Here is a 13,228-nt window from a genome sequence, read left to right on the forward strand (position 1 = left end):
ATGGGAGTCGCGACTCCGGCGCAGGCCGCCGATGCCACCACGCTGGCCGGCCGGCTCGCGTCGGTCAAGGTCGCCAAGACGCTCAACTACTACCCGTCGAGCGCCGGCTGGTCGGCCATGTGGACCAACTTCGACCCGGTCGCGATCGACGCGGACATGGCCAAGGCGGCCCAGCTCGGCGCCACCAACATCCGCGCGATCGTCTTCCCCGACGCGTTCGGCTACCCGGCCCCCAAGGTCGAGTACACCGAGAAGCTGCGCAAGTTCATCAGCATCGCCGACTCGTACGGCATGACCGTCAAGCTCACCCTCTTCGACTGGTGGGAGGGCTACAGCGACGCGAGCCGCAGCATCGCCTGGGCGCAGGCCATCCTCGACCCGTACAAGGACGACCCGCGGGTCCTCGCCGTCGAGCTGAAGAACGAGTTCCAGCCGAACGACGCGACCGCGATCGCCTGGGTCCAGCAGGTCATCCCGGCCGTCCGGGCCGCCGCCCCGACCATGCCGCTGACCCTGTCGGTCGACGGCGGCACCGGCGCCACCGGCATGGCGCAGATCAAGGCCGCGCTGGCCGCCACCCCGCTGGACTACTACGACTTCCACTTCTACGGCAGCTCGGAGCGGTCCCTCGCGGAGATCCGCAAGGCGCAGGCCGCGGTCAGCCCGGCCCCGATCGTGATCGGTGAGACCGGCCTCAGCAGCGGCGCCACGAGCGAGGGCGAGCAGGCCGCATACCTGGCCCGGGTGCTCCGCGCCGCCACCGAGGCCGGCGTCGGCTCGGTCGCCCCGTGGACGCTCAACGACTTCGCGGCCGGCGCCATCCCGTCCCAGTCGCAGGTCTCCGCCATCCCCGCGCAGTACACCTTCGGCCTGTACCGCGCCGACGGCACCGCCAAGCTCGCCGCCACCGTGGTGCGCACCGCCTGGACCACCGGCACCGTCCCGAACAGCTACCTCAACCTGGGCTTCGAGGCGCCGGCCAACGAGCTGACCTGGAAGGCGAACCAGCCCGACGCCGGCGTCGGCACGGTCAGCACCGACATGCCGCGCAACGGCAGGTACTCGCTGAAGTTCGCCGGCACCACCCGCACCAGCTCCGGTCTGCCGTCGATGCGCACCTCCCCGATCACCCCAGTGCAGCCGAACTACCGGTGGCGCGCCGAGGCGTACGCCCGCGGATTCAACGCCACCGGCATCACCGAGATCTCGCTGAGCTGGTTCGACGCGAACGGCAAGTGGCTGTCCGAGACCACCTCGAACCGGCTGCCGCTCGGCAACACCACCTGGACCAAGCTGGTCGTCGACACCGTCGCCCCGGCCGGTGCGGCCGCGGTGCAGCTGCACCTGAAGTCGGCGGACAACTCGGGCATCGTCTACTTCGACGACGTCGCGGTCTCCTGAACCTGGCGTCGGCGGACAATCCGGGCATCATCTACGACGTCGCCGTCGCCTGCACCCGAAGTCGGCGGACAACCCGGGCATCGCCTACGACGTCGCCGTCGCCTGCACCCTATAGATGGCCCCGGCCAGGTCGTCGCTCACGTAGAGCGCCTGGTCGGGGCCTTGCACTGCCATCACCGGGCGGCCCCAGCGGTTGCCCCGCGCATCCTGGAAGCCGCCGAGCAGGGTCTGCTGCGGCCCGAGCGCATTGTTGCGCCAGGCGAAGAACGACACCTCCGGCGCACGTGGCGGCGTCCTGTTCCACGAGCCGTGCACCCCGACCAGGGCGCCCTGTCCGAACGGCGCCGCCAGGGTCGCGAAACTCAGCCCGAGCGGCGCGGAATGGGCGCCCAGCCCCTGCTCGATCGGCGCCAGCTTCGCACAGTCCAGCTTCGCTCCGTCGCGGTTGAGCTGGTAGTCGCGGACAAACCGACGATCAAGATCCGGATTGCAGTACGGCCATCCCAGATCCCGTCCCGGCGTCAGACGGGCCAGCGGTTCCAGCGGATGATCGTTGACGTAGGACTGCTTGACCTGGCCGTCACTCGGGTCGGCGATGTTGTCCCGGTTGTTCACGGCGGTCCACACCGAGCCGTCCGGGGCGATCGCCAAGCCGGTGCCGTTCCGCACGCCGCGGGCGAAAACGGTCGGCCTGCCGCCGCCGGGTGGAGCCTGCAGAATGGTGGCCCGCTGCGGGCGCGCCTCGCGATCATTCGCCGACACGTTCCCGGTCGAACCGACCGAGACGAAGATCGTGCCGTCCCGGCCGATCGCGACACTCTTGAGCGCGTGGGCGTAGGCACCGCCCAGCTCCGGACTCTTCGCATCGGGCAGGCCGGCGATGACGACCCGTTCACCGGAGACGGCGCCGGCCCGGTAGGTGAACCGGTCGACCTGATCGCTCTCGGCGACATACAGCGTGTTGTTCTGGAAGGCCAGGCCGTGTGGCTGGTCGAGACCGCCGACCAGGGTGGTCTGCCGGGGTTTCGTGCCGGGCGGGCCGGGGGTGAGCGCGACGACGTCGCCGGCGCCCGGGCGGGAGACGAGCAATCTGCCGTCCGGGGTCCAGGCCAGCAGGCGGGCGCCGGGAAGCTCCGCCCAGAGCTGGACGGACCAGCCGGGCGGGGCCTGGATCCGGTGGTCGGTGCCGGTCACGGTGGTGGTCACCAGGGTGCCCGTGGCCGGGGTGCTCTCGGCCCTGCCCGCCTCTGGGGTGCGGTCCGCCCCGCCCACGTCCGGGGTGCTGCCGGCCGGGTCCGGTTTCGACGCGGCGGAACAGCCGGTCAGGGTCGGTGCCAGGGTCAAGGTCAGGGCCAGGCAGCCGGCCACCAGCGCCCGATTCGCCGCGCCGAATCCGCTCATCTGCCGAACGCTACCCAACCCGGGGCGGACGGGCCACGGATGCGCCCCGCTGTCACCCGTGGCGGACGGGCTTGTCCAGCCTGGACAGGCGACGTCGCGGAGCTTTGCGGTCGCCTCGTCCAGTTGTCCGCTCCGGTTACCGTGTTCGGTTGTCCGGTTCGGTTGTCCGGTTCGCGAATGACCAAGGTCCACGGTGCTTCTCCGTCGTTCTTCCAGTCAGCGCGTAACGTTGTCGGTCGCGCCCGCACCAGGAGGAAGCACACGATGACCATCTACGGACCCGGCGGCGTCGACGTCCGGGACCCACGCCGCCGCCTGCACCCCGGCGTGCTGGCCCTCGTCATCACCGCCGTCATCATCATCGTCGCGGCGCTCGCCTACTTCATGATGCGCTCCCCCGCGGACCCCACCGCCCAGCCCGCCGCCGTCCCGTCCCGAGCCGCCGCCATCGCCCCCAGCCCGGCCTCCTCCCCCAGCCCGACCGACCCGTCCGGCCTCACCACCGGCTCCTGGCAGGTCACCGCCGCCGACGACCGCGACACCTACCTCACCGTGGCCGGCGACTTCGCCGCGATGTCCGAGGTCGCCGCCACGATCACGGTCGTCGAAGGCCTGGCCGACGACAGCTGCTTCACCTTCCGCGACGAGGACGGCAACTTCCTCCGGCACTACAACTACCGTCTCCGCTTCGATCCGAAAGACGACTCGGACCTGTTCCGCGGGGACGCCACCTTCTGCGCCGAGGACGACCAGCCGGGCAACTCCTTCCGGGTCCGCTCCAAGAACTATCCGGATTACTTCCTGCACCGCCGCGGCACCAAGCTCTACATCGACAAGCCCTCCGAATCCGACGACTTCGTCGCCGACAGCACCTTCGCTCTGCACACCCCCACCACCTCCTGACCCGGCCCGCCGCCCCACCCTCACCCGGTGACTCCGGCCGTGCACGCGGCCCGATCGCTGCGATCCGTGCAGCCTGACCGGCCGCTACGGTCGGCCGCCCGGCACGGCCGCCCCGGCGCACTCCGGGCGCCCGGGCAACCCCGGCAGCCGCGGGTCGATCCGGTCCGGCACCGGGCTTCGGCTGGGCTCCGGCGGGCATCGCCCCACGCCGGCGCCGGTAAAAGCCGTTGCCGAGCCCGGGGCGGGCTTCTAGGTTGGAGGCAGTTCCGAGCTTTCAGGGAGATCACGATCATGCTGTATGCCCGCCTCTATCTCGCCCCCGACCGGTGGCGCGGCTGAGCCGCTCGTGCGCTCCCGCGCCGCCGTTCCCGCCCGGGGACGGCGGCTTTCTCGTCTCCAGCTCTTTCCCGCCCTCGTAGCCCAATCGGCAGAGGCCCGGCGTTGAGGACGCCGGCAGTGCGCGTTCGAATCGCGCCGAGGGCACCGCGTGGCAGGCACGCCACGCGGGCGCGCCGACGTTGGAGAGTCGGGCCCGGCTGTAAACCGGGTGCTTCGGCTGAGCAGGTTCGAATCCTGCCGCCCGCACGATCGCCAGGAATTCCACCACGGACTCCGGCTCAGAGCAGACGGCGCACATCGCCGTACGCCCGGTAGAAGCCACCCCGCGCGGCCTCACGCACCCCGGTGACCACGAAACGGCTGCCGGGCTCACGGATCCCCTTCGGGAACTGCACCTGCCAATCGGCGTGGTAGCCGGAGGACAGCACCCGCACCCGCACCCGGCCGCCCGCCTCGACGCACTCCACCAGCACGCCGTCGGTCGCGTCGTGGATCACCTCGACCGTGGTGGACGGGACGACCGCCGGCATCTGCGGGGGCGCCTTGACGTCGATGGCCTGCGGGACGGTGCCGCCGATCGCCGCCCGGATCGCCGTCTCACTGGCGTCGATGCAGGCCAGCGAACCGTCGGTGGTGACGATGTAGAGGCGCTCGTCGCGGTACTGCATCGAATAGGCCGAGCCGCAGCCGGTCGACAGCTTCCACAACCGGGTGCCGTTGGTGTCGAAGCAGTAGATGGACGACGCGCTGTCGCCGGCGAACACGTACCGCCCGTCCTCGGCGGTGGCGCACGAGTAGACGGCCGCGTCGCACTGATACATCTGCCGCTGCGCACCGTCCTTGCCGAGCTCGACGACCTGGCGGGTGGCGGTGCCGGCGTACAGCGTGTCCCGCTCCTGCCAGCCGAACAGCACCGGCCCGGTCTTGGTGTGCCACATCTCCCGCCCGGTGCGCCAGTCGTAGCTGGTCACACCGCCGGAGTGACCGTGGTGCACGGCCGTCGCGTCGCAGCGGACCATCCAGGCCGACGAGCCGCGGCCGGGCCGCTGCCAGAGGAACTCGTCCTCGTGGTCGATCGCCGAGATGCCGCCCTTGGCGTCGGAGACCCCGAGCACGCCGTCGTGGATGTCCAGCCAGTAGATGTCGATCTCGGGGGCGATCCGGTACGCCAGCCGAGGGATCTTGCCGGACAGGTCGTACACGTTGCCGTCGTCGCAGCCCGCGTAGATCCAGCCGTCGTCGGCGACGATGCATTTCACCCCGTCGGGAAGCTGGAACCGCTGCAGCACGGTCGCGTCGTGCCCGAGCGTGGTGATCAGGCCGCGCTCGTTGCCGACCATGCACACGTCGTCGTCGATGAAGATGCCGAACGCCGGGCTGCCCGACGCATATCGCCAGAGGATCGGCGCGCGGGTGGCGGTGGACCGGGTGCTGACGATCTGCCGGCGCGAGACGGCCCGTCGGGCCCGGCCGCCGGCGACCGCCGGGGCATAGCCCTTGCGCACCTTCTCCCCGATCTTCTTCGAGGCCTCGGCCTTCGCCTTCTCCGGGGTGGTGAACGAGGACTGCTTGACCTGGCCGCGGTCGCCGATCCGGCCGTATCGGACGGTCAGGTCGGTGCCGTCCACGGTGACCTCGTAGAACTTGTGCGCGCTCCCGGTGTCCTCGGAAAGTTCGAGGTACGTCGTGTCGGCAGGCATCACAGCCACCCTTCGCCCAGTGCTCCGTAAGAAGATGGCCGAACGGTAGCGACGGGGTACGACAAAATCAGGAGGCGTACGTCAGCGCCGCGGACCGGTCGGCGGCGACGCCCGCGAGCCACACCAGATCGGCCGGGCCGACCGACGGATCGACGCTGGACATCCCGATCACCGACCGCGGGGTGATGTAGACGATCTCGGTCAGCCGGTCGCCGATGCGCTGCAGGGTGGCCGGCTTGCCGTCGAGCACGGTCAGGACCGTGAAGCCACAGTCCAGGGCGGCTTGCGCGGACGTCTGCGCGAAGTGCGAGCCGGGGGCGTACAACAGCAGCTCTTCGCGTACCGGATCGGCCTTGTCGTTCCCGTTCTTCGCCATGCCGACGGAGAGCCAGGCGCGGCCGCCGAGCGGGTAGAGACCGCGCTCCGGTGCCCACGGGAACGTGTCGCACTCCTCGGGGCGCCGCGCGGTCCCGGAGCACGCCTCGGCGGGCAGCACCCGCAGCCGGCTCGCCGTCGTGCCGCCGCCTGCCCAGACGTCCTCGGCGAGGAGCGTCACGCCGTCCGGGACCGGCGCGTCGTGCCCGCATCCCGGTGCCTGCGGCGAGGCGCGGGAAACGGTGCGTTGTGCCTGTTCAGCGCAGGCGGAGAGGAGCAGGACGGCGACCATCATGGCGGCCACGCCGGTGCCGGACATCGTTTTCCCTGAATGCCGAGCCGTTGGACGAGCCGAGCGTAACGGCCGGAATCCGGATTCCCGCAGACATGTCCGATACCGGATTGATATCCGTCGACTTTGTTCATCGTGGACGGTTACCGCCTACGGGCTGTCCCGGCCGGGTCTGCCTGGTGTTCGGGGAGGTGGCGCTGTGGCAGGATCGATGCCAGAGGTGAGGCACATGCGACTTCGACTTCGGCATCTTCGGCACGGCTCGCGCATCTTCACCTGGCGAGCGGAGATCCACCACGTGCCCGGCAGTGCGGACTGTCACCGGTGCATCCGGGTCCGGGCGTGGGGCGCGGGAAAGAACGGACAGGCGCTGCAGGCCGACCTGTTGTCGGTTGCCTGGGGCACGCCCTGGTCGGCGTGCTCGACGGACGGTTCGCACCCGGGGCCGGCCGACATCCGGGCGATGATCGTCTACGCGCTGACCGCCGGCTGGCAACCGGAGCGGCGCGGCGGGACCTTTCCGCTCACCGAGGCCCAGCACGCGGAGACGTTCCGCCTGCCCGACTTCCTGCTGACCGATCGCCTGCGGACACCCTGCAGCGGCGACCCGACCGAGCGGGTGATCGCCGCCCACGACCTGCGCCAGCGCAGCTAGTTTGACAACTCCATAACGTATGGCTCCGGGCCCGCCCCCGCCACGACATCGACGCGGCCCGGATCGCTCCTCCACGGGGCAGCCGCCGCCGGCTGTCGCCATCACCCACCGCGGAAGGATCCGGAAGTGGAGTCGTCCGGGATGCCCGCCGGGATCGCCGACGCCTTCGGGCTGGGCCGGGTGGTCGCGTGCCGTGTCGTGACCACCGGCTTCATGAATCTCACCTGGCGCCTGACCACTGATAGGGGCGAGTTCGCCGTCAAGCGGCTCACCGACCGGTCACCGGAAGAGTTCGAGGACATCCAGAATCTCCTGCCGAGGCTCGCTGAGCGCGGTTTCCCGGTCCCGCTCGCGCGGCGCACCCCCGAGGGCTCCGCCCTACTCAAGATCAATAATTACCGGTACGCGGTGAGCGACTGGCGCCCCGGGGAACACCCCTCGGGCGCCGCCCTGCCCCTGGACGCCTGCGCCGGGCTGGGCGGGTTGATCGCCCGTCTCCACCTCACCCTGGGCGACCTGCTGCCCGCGGCCCCCACCCACCTGGCCGACACCCCGGCATCGGTCGACGAGGCCCGAGCCGCCCTCCGCCACTACGCCGCACTCCATCGGCGAACGGCGCACCCCGCGCGGATGACGCACCAGGAGGATCTCGCCGGGGAGATCGACCGGCGGCTCGTGCTGCTGGACGCCATCGCCGACCGGCGACCCGCGCCGGGGCGGGTCGGGCCGTGCGGGTGGACGCACGGGGACCTGCAGTCCTTCAACCTGCTCATGGCGGGCGGGCGGGTCACCGGGATCCTGGACTGGGATCGGATGGGGGTCCGTCCCTACGCACAGGAGGTGGTCCGCACCGCCACCATCCTGTTCAGCGACGGCGGACGCACGGCCCTGGACCTGGACCGCACCACCGCGCTGATTCGTGGGTACTGTGCGCGTCTTCCGCTCACCCGGGCCGCCGTGATCGATGCGGCCGAGCGGCGCCGGTGGACGCTGGCTACCGAAACGTGGCAGCTCCAGCGTCATCATGACGACGGTGACAGCACCTGCGACCGGCTCTTCACGGCGCGCGGGCGATTCCTGCGCTGGTGGACGGAGAACTGGGAGGAGGTCATGCGAGCGGTTTGCGCAGGATGTAGTTGAGGCCGAAATCGGTCTCGCTGACACGCACATCGGAGTAGCCGAGCCGGCGGTAGAAGTCGTGCGCGCTGATGCTCGCACCGGTCTCCATGTGATCGAAGCCGTCAGCCTCAGCCAGACCCTCGATGTGCGTCATCAGCTTCCGGCCGATGCCCTGCCCGTGCGCCCGCGGGTCAACGAACATCGTGAAGACCTTGTTGCCGTCCCGCGACACGGTACCCAGGACCGTTCCGGAAGCCGGCTCCGCGGCAGGCCGGAAGACCGACTCGGAGGCGGGCGGCGCGTGCGGCTCCGGGGCCGGTCGCGAGTCCGGGCGCGGCGGTGACTCCGACAGGGGTTCGGCCGCCCTCGCGGTGCTGGTGGCCACGAAGATCTCGCGGATGCCGGACAGCTCGATCATGCGTTCCGGGGTGAAATGGGCGCACATCCGGTCGATGAGGTCGGGCGGGTAGTCGCGGCTGTTCACCTCCCGCAGGCAACGGGCGATCAGCGCGGCGACAGCGGCCGCGTCGGCGGGGCGGAACGAGCGGATCGTCGTCACCGGCCCCATGATGCCGAATCGGCGCGACGCCGGTGGGAGGCGGGGCGGGCAGCGCGTCCTCAGTGGGTGGGGAGGTGAAAACGGCGGCGGGGTGGCGGGTCGAAATCTTCCGGGGTGGCTTCGTAGCGATCCTCGAAGGCGGCGGGCACCATCAGTCCCTCCGGGTCCATGTCGCGGAACATCTCGTTCAGGCGGCGTTCGTCGTATGCCGAGTCCAGCGCCGCCGGGATCTCGCGGAACAGGGCGGCCAGGCCGTTGAGGCCGAAGTATTCGCAGGCTTCCACGGCGGCGTCGAGTTCCTCCGGCTCGAAGCCGACGGCGGTCTCGGCGGCACCGCCAGTCAGCATCCGGCCGTGGATCAGCAGGAGTGCGGACAGGTGGCGGTCGCCGGGGCCGCCACCCTCGTGGGCGCAGGCTCGCTTCCACACGGCGTCGATCACGTTCATACCTCCGATGATGGCCGGACGGGAATCCGGTTGACCCGGATTCGACCCAATCGGTAGACCGGTGGGCATGGCCCTCATCACCGTCCGGCAGCTGACCAAGGAGTACCTGCGGACGAAACCGGTGGAGGGCCGGTTCGGGGCGGTGCGGACACTGTTCACCCGGGAGAAGGAGCGGACGGTCGCCGTCGACCACATCGACTTCAGCATCGACGAGGGCGAGATCGTCGGCTATCTCGGGCCCAACGGGGCCGGCAAGTCGACCACGATCAAACTGCTCACGGGGGTGCTCTGGCCGACCGGCGGGACAGTGGAGGTGGCCGGGGCGGACGGGCGGTGGTGCCGTGGCGCGACCGCAAGCGGCTGGCGCACCGGATCGGCGTGGTGTTCGGGCAGCGTAGCCAGTTGTGGTGGGACCTGCCGCTGATCGAGTCGTTCCGGCTGATCGGGGCACTGTATGACGTGCCCGCCGAGCGGTATCGCAGCAACCTGGCCCGGCTGCGCGAGCTGCTGGAGCTCGACCCGTTCCTGCAGACGCCGGTCCGGCAGCTCAGCCTGGGTCAGCGGATGCGGGGCGACCTGGCCGCCGCCCTGCTCTACGACCCGCCGGTGCTCTACCTCGACGAGCCGACCGTGGGGCTGGACGTGCTGGCCAAGGAGACGGTGCGCGGGTTCGTCAACGAGGCGAATCGCAGCGGGCGCACGACCGTGCTGCTGACCACGCATGACCTCGCCGACGTGGAACGGCTGTGCCGGCGGATCCTGCTCATCGATCACGGGCGGGTGCTCTACGACGGACCGGTGGACGGGCTGATCGCCCGGTACGCGCCCTACCAGGATGTGCTCGTCCGGCTCGACGGCGACCAGCCCGACGGCGACCGGCTCGTCCTGGCCGGATTCGTCGGCGAGCGCGAGCATGACGGGCGGTGGCGGTTCCGGGTGGGCCGGGACGAGCCGGTCCACCGGCTGCTGACCGCGGCCGGGGACGGGCGGCAGATCCGCGACCTGTCCGTCGTCGAGTCCAACCTGGAGAGTGTCGTCCGCGAGCTGTACCGCGAGAGGCGCGAGGCATGACCTTGAACGCCATGGTGCGACGGGCGGCCGGTGGCTACGGGATGCATGCGCGGCGGGCCGCCCGGGCCTACGGGGCGTATGTGCGGACGGCAATCGCGATCCGTCTGCAATACCGCAGCACGCTGTTCGCCTCGATCGCGGTGACCCTGATGTGGATCGTGCTGGTCACCCGGGTCTGGTCGGCGGCGTACCGGGGGCGCGAGGTGGTCGCCGGGCTCACGCTGCAGGCCACCGTCGTCTACCTGACCCTGGCCAACCTGCAGGCCATGATCATCAACTCGCCGATCACCTGGATCATGGCGAACCGGGTGCGAACCGGGGAGGTCGTCTTCGACGTCGGCCGGCCACTGGGCTATCCGGGGCAGATGCTCGCCATGCAGGCCGGTCAGTCGGTGATCCAGACCGCCGCGATGGTGATCGCCGCACCGGTCGCCGGGCTGCTCGGTGGGCTGTCCCGGCCGGCCGGGGTGACCGCCGGGCTGCTCTACCCGGTGGCGCTGCTGCTCGGCTGGGTGATGAACGCGCTGCTCACGATGGTGGTCGGGATGACCGCGTTCTGGACCGTCGACAATCTGGGGATCGCGGTGCTCTACCGCTTCATCGCCGCCTTCCTGGCCGGTGCCAGTGTGCCGCTGACCTTCCTGCCCGGACCGCTGCGGGCGTTCGCCGAGGCGCTGCCTTTCCGATTCATCGTGTACGAGCCGGCCGCCATCTACATCGGTCACCGCGGCGGGACGGCGGCCCTCCGCGGGTTCGCCGTCGCACTGGCCTGGATCGCGGTCCTGGGCGTCCTCGTCGCGGTGGTGTGGCGCCGCGCATACCGGAAGGTCGTGGTGCACGGTGGCTGAGCCGCGCCGGCCGTACCGGACATCGTGGTGAACGGTGACCGGGTTGCGCCGTGAGTTGCGGATCTACCTGATGTTGCGGGGTGCCGCGCTGCGCGGCGTCCTGCAATACCGCGGCAACCTGGTGTGGATGCTGCTGGCCGGCGCCGCCTACCAGGGCAGCGGTTTCGCGTTCGTGTGGGCGCTGCTGCACACCTTCGACACGGTGGGCGGCTGGGGTCTGGGGCAGATCGCCTTCCTGTACGGCATGCGGCTGCTGTCGCACGCGCTGTGGCTCATCACCATGGACGGGGTCGGGCAGTGTGACAGCGCGATCCGCGAAGGCCTGCTCGACCGGATGCTGCTGCGCCCGGCGAACCCGCTGGTCCAGCTCGCCTCGTACACCCGGTCGGTGCTGCCGTTCGGTGACCTGTCGATGGCGATCGTGCTGTTCGGGGTGGCGCTCACCGTCACCCCCGTGGACTGGTCGCCCGGCTCGGTGGCGTTCCTGGTACTGGCGATCCTCGGCGGGGCCCTGCTGGAGGCGTCGGCGGTGGTAACGGTCGCCGGGCTGTCGGTGCGGGTGCTCGACACCTGGGCGTACCGGATGCTGGTATTCGATGCGATCGACACCCTCGGGTCGTACCCGCTGAGCGTCTTCGGCGGCGGGGTGCAGCGCCTGCTGACCTACGTACTGCCGGTCGCCTTCATCGCCTTCCTCCCCGCGGGGGTCATCCTCGACTCGACCGGTGGGCTCGCCGTCCCGGCCTGGCTCGGCTACCTGTCCCCGCTGGTCGGCGCCGGGCTGTTCACCCTGGCGTACCGGTTCTGGCGCCGGCAGCTGCGCGGCTACCAGGGCATCGGCAACTGATCGGGGCGAATTCACGGGGAAACCGGCGACTGGTCGCGGCATAGCCGCGGGAAAACCGGCGACAGTCCGCCCACACCCGGGACGGGCTGCGGGCGGTCAACCAGCGGAGCCGGGCCGGGCGCGGCGGGCGGTCAACCAGCGGAGCCGGGCCGGGGGCGGCGGGCGGTCAGCCGGCTATCCGGTGGAGCAGGGCCGGGGCGGCGGGGGCGGTCAGGGTCAGGACGACGCGGACGGGGCCGGGACCTGTCTCCACGGTGTGCCCGTCCGGACCGACGGCGATCGACAGCCGTGGCGCGTCGGCCGGCGTCACCTCGCCCAGCAGGATCGCCGCGGCCAGCGGGTCGTGCAGCGGGATCTCCCGGACGCCGAGCTGCTCGGCGTAGCCGTCGAAATAGGCGGGCAGCATGTCCGCGAGCGCCACGTGCAATGGTGACCCGGTGGCCCGCAGCGACGCCACGTCGCCGGTCGACCATCGGTGCGCCATCGTGACGTCGAGCGGCACCAGCGTCACCGGCCAGTCCGCCGCCAGCACGGCGGCCGCCGCGGCCGGATCGTGGATGATGTTCGCCTCGCCGCGTGGTGTCCGGTTGCCGGGCACCCGCACCGCCCCGCCCATCACGGTCACCGAGGCGATCAGCGACGGCAGGTCCGGCTCGGCGGCCAGTGCTGCCGCCAGATTCCCGCACGGTCCGGTCGCCAGCAGGTGCAACTGCCCGGGATGCCGCCGGGCGAGATCGATCAGAAGCGTTGCGGCGGTACGCGGGTCGGGCTCGCGCCCCGCGGGCACCCGGACTCCGCCGATCCCGTTCCCGCCGTGCACCGAGGCCACCGCGTACGGATGCGCGCCGCTGCCCACCGCGACCGGGATGTCGTCCCGGCCGGCGAGCGCCAGCAGCCCCAGCGTGTTCGCCGCCGCCTGGGGTGCGGTGGTGTTCCCGTTGACCGTGCCGATGCCGGCCAGCGTGACGTCCGGGTGCCCGAGCAGATAGGCGATGGCGAGCGCGTCGTCGATACCGGTGTCGCAGTCCAGATAGATGAGCATGCTCACTTTCTACCGTCCCGGCCCGTGGAGCGCCGCCAAGAATGTCGCTTTCAACCGATGGGACGGCTTTCTGGCTTTTCGTCGACGCCCTCGACTTAACAATCGTTAATTACGTCGGAATAGTTATTCCGACAGTGTGACGCCATCCACATCGATCCTCTTTGGAATGGTGATATGGTCGCGGCGCGCCGGAGGAGAAAATCTTTCGGTCCACGTGCGATGCCACGGGA

14 protein-coding genes and 2 tRNA genes are annotated in these 13,228 nt (G+C 70.7%); 10 read left to right on the top strand and 6 right to left on the bottom strand.

What is annotated here, in order from left to right; translation table 11 throughout:
• Window positions 1-1,401, top strand: a complete 1,401-nt coding sequence (locus ACSP50_RS24445; RefSeq protein ID WP_231956707.1) for a cellulase family glycosylhydrolase — start codon at window positions 1-3, stop codon at window positions 1,399-1,401.
• An 84-nt stretch (window positions 1,402-1,485) separates the two neighbouring features.
• Here the strand turns inward: ACSP50_RS24445 and ACSP50_RS24450 are convergent, their stop codons facing one another.
• Entirely contained in the window at window positions 1,486-2,802 is a 1,317-nt protein-coding gene (locus tag ACSP50_RS24450) for a sorbosone dehydrogenase family protein (protein ID WP_014691962.1), read from the bottom strand.
• Between the two features lie 264 nt (window positions 2,803-3,066).
• Between ACSP50_RS24450 and ACSP50_RS24455 the strand changes: the two genes are divergently transcribed.
• The 3 genes from ACSP50_RS24455 (at window position 3,067) to ACSP50_RS24465 (ending at window position 4,290) form a co-directional block, all read left to right on the top strand.
• Window positions 3,067-3,705, top strand: coding sequence for an AbfB domain-containing protein (locus ACSP50_RS24455; protein WP_014691963.1), 639 nt, complete (start codon window positions 3,067-3,069; stop codon window positions 3,703-3,705).
• Between the two features lie 409 nt (window positions 3,706-4,114).
• A tRNA-Leu gene (locus ACSP50_RS24460) sits at window positions 4,115-4,188 on the top strand.
• 20 nt (window positions 4,189-4,208) lie between these two features.
• Window positions 4,209-4,290: transfer RNA gene (locus ACSP50_RS24465), tRNA-Tyr, on the top strand.
• 32 nt (window positions 4,291-4,322) lie between these two features.
• Here the strand turns inward: ACSP50_RS24465 and ACSP50_RS24470 are convergent.
• Window positions 4,323-5,744 (bottom strand): WGR domain-containing protein, encoded by a 1,422-nt coding sequence (locus ACSP50_RS24470; RefSeq protein ID WP_014691964.1) that lies wholly within the window; start codon window positions 5,742-5,744, stop codon window positions 4,323-4,325.
• 67 nt (window positions 5,745-5,811) lie between these two features.
• Entirely contained in the window at window positions 5,812-6,438 is a 627-nt protein-coding gene (locus ACSP50_RS24475; RefSeq protein ID WP_014691965.1) for a hypothetical protein, read from the bottom strand.
• A gap of 202 nt (window positions 6,439-6,640) precedes the next feature.
• Between ACSP50_RS24475 and ACSP50_RS24480 the strand changes: the two genes are divergently transcribed.
• Together ACSP50_RS24480 and ACSP50_RS24485 are read left to right on the top strand one after the other, a co-directional pair.
• Entirely contained in the window at window positions 6,641-7,066 is a 426-nt protein-coding gene (locus tag ACSP50_RS24480; protein ID WP_043512088.1) for a hypothetical protein, read from the top strand.
• 126 nt (window positions 7,067-7,192) lie between these two features.
• Entirely contained in the window at window positions 7,193-8,206 is a 1,014-nt protein-coding gene (locus ACSP50_RS24485; protein WP_043512091.1) for a phosphotransferase, read from the top strand.
• Here the strand turns inward: ACSP50_RS24485 and ACSP50_RS24490 are convergent.
• Window positions 8,175-8,753 carry an N-acetyltransferase gene (locus ACSP50_RS24490; RefSeq protein WP_014691968.1) on the bottom strand — a complete coding sequence of 193 codons (579 nt, stop codon included), beginning with the start codon at window positions 8,751-8,753 and terminating at the stop codon, window positions 8,175-8,177. The two genes, ACSP50_RS24485 and ACSP50_RS24490, sit on opposite strands and share 32 nt — an antisense overlap.
• A 50-nt stretch (window positions 8,754-8,803) precedes the next feature.
• Window positions 8,804-9,190: a hypothetical protein gene (locus ACSP50_RS24495; RefSeq protein ID WP_043512094.1), complete on the bottom strand. Its 387-nt coding sequence runs from the start codon at window positions 9,188-9,190 to the stop codon at window positions 8,804-8,806.
• A gap of 67 nt (window positions 9,191-9,257) precedes the next feature.
• Here ACSP50_RS24495 and ACSP50_RS45145 point away from each other — a divergent pair, with 67 nt between their 5' ends.
• Genes ACSP50_RS45145 through ACSP50_RS24510 form a run of 4 tightly spaced genes read left to right on the top strand, consistent with a single transcriptional unit; the run spans window position 9,258 to window position 11,956 of the window.
• Window positions 9,258-9,614, top strand: coding sequence for an ATP-binding cassette domain-containing protein (locus ACSP50_RS45145; protein ID WP_014691970.1), 357 nt, complete (start codon window positions 9,258-9,260; stop codon window positions 9,612-9,614).
• A complete protein-coding gene (locus ACSP50_RS24500) occupies window positions 9,572-10,261 on the top strand; it encodes an AAA family ATPase (protein ID WP_157432797.1) in 690 nt (229 codons plus the stop codon). Before ACSP50_RS45145 ends, ACSP50_RS24500 begins: the two co-directional genes overlap by 43 nt.
• A complete protein-coding gene (locus tag ACSP50_RS24505) occupies window positions 10,258-11,109 on the top strand; it encodes an ABC-2 family transporter protein (protein WP_014691972.1) in 852 nt (283 codons plus the stop codon). The genes ACSP50_RS24500 and ACSP50_RS24505 overlap by 4 nt, the downstream gene beginning before the upstream one ends.
• A 34-nt stretch (window positions 11,110-11,143) precedes the next feature.
• Window positions 11,144-11,956 (top strand): ABC transporter permease, encoded by an 813-nt coding sequence (locus tag ACSP50_RS24510; protein ID WP_014691973.1) that lies wholly within the window; start codon window positions 11,144-11,146, stop codon window positions 11,954-11,956.
• A gap of 166 nt (window positions 11,957-12,122) precedes the next feature.
• Here the strand turns inward: ACSP50_RS24510 and ACSP50_RS24515 are convergent, their stop codons facing one another.
• Complete coding sequence (locus ACSP50_RS24515; protein ID WP_014691974.1) at window positions 12,123-12,998, bottom strand: nucleoside hydrolase; 876 nt, start codon at window positions 12,996-12,998, stop codon at window positions 12,123-12,125.
• Window positions 12,999-13,228: the final 230 nt, after the last annotated feature.

It is taken from the genome of Actinoplanes sp. SE50/110, from assembly GCF_900119315.1.
Taxonomy (GTDB): domain Bacteria; phylum Actinomycetota; class Actinomycetes; order Mycobacteriales; family Micromonosporaceae; genus Actinoplanes.

Coding starts and splice junctions, on each gene's coding strand:
- ACSP50_RS24505 (WP_014691972.1), top strand. CDS start 10,258: ATGACCTTGAACGCCATGGTGCGACGGGCGGCCGGTGGCTACGGGATG.
- ACSP50_RS24480 (WP_043512088.1), top strand. CDS start 6,641: ATGCGACTTCGACTTCGGCATCTTCGGCACGGCTCGCGCATCTTCACC.
- ACSP50_RS24475 (WP_014691965.1), bottom strand. CDS start 6,438: ATGTCCGGCACCGGCGTGGCCGCCATGATGGTCGCCGTCCTGCTCCTC.
- ACSP50_RS24490 (WP_014691968.1), bottom strand. CDS start 8,753: ATGGGGCCGGTGACGACGATCCGCTCGTTCCGCCCCGCCGACGCGGCC.
- ACSP50_RS45145 (WP_014691970.1), top strand. CDS start 9,258: ATGGCCCTCATCACCGTCCGGCAGCTGACCAAGGAGTACCTGCGGACG.
- ACSP50_RS24445 (WP_231956707.1), top strand. CDS start 1: ATGGGAGTCGCGACTCCGGCGCAGGCCGCCGATGCCACCACGCTGGCC.
- ACSP50_RS24450 (WP_014691962.1), bottom strand. CDS start 2,802: ATGAGCGGATTCGGCGCGGCGAATCGGGCGCTGGTGGCCGGCTGCCTG.
- ACSP50_RS24455 (WP_014691963.1), top strand. CDS start 3,067: ATGACCATCTACGGACCCGGCGGCGTCGACGTCCGGGACCCACGCCGC.
- ACSP50_RS24495 (WP_043512094.1), bottom strand. CDS start 9,190: ATGAACGTGATCGACGCCGTGTGGAAGCGAGCCTGCGCCCACGAGGGT.
- ACSP50_RS24470 (WP_014691964.1), bottom strand. CDS start 5,744: ATGCCTGCCGACACGACGTACCTCGAACTTTCCGAGGACACCGGGAGC.
- ACSP50_RS24515 (WP_014691974.1), bottom strand. CDS start 12,998: ATGCTCATCTATCTGGACTGCGACACCGGTATCGACGACGCGCTCGCC.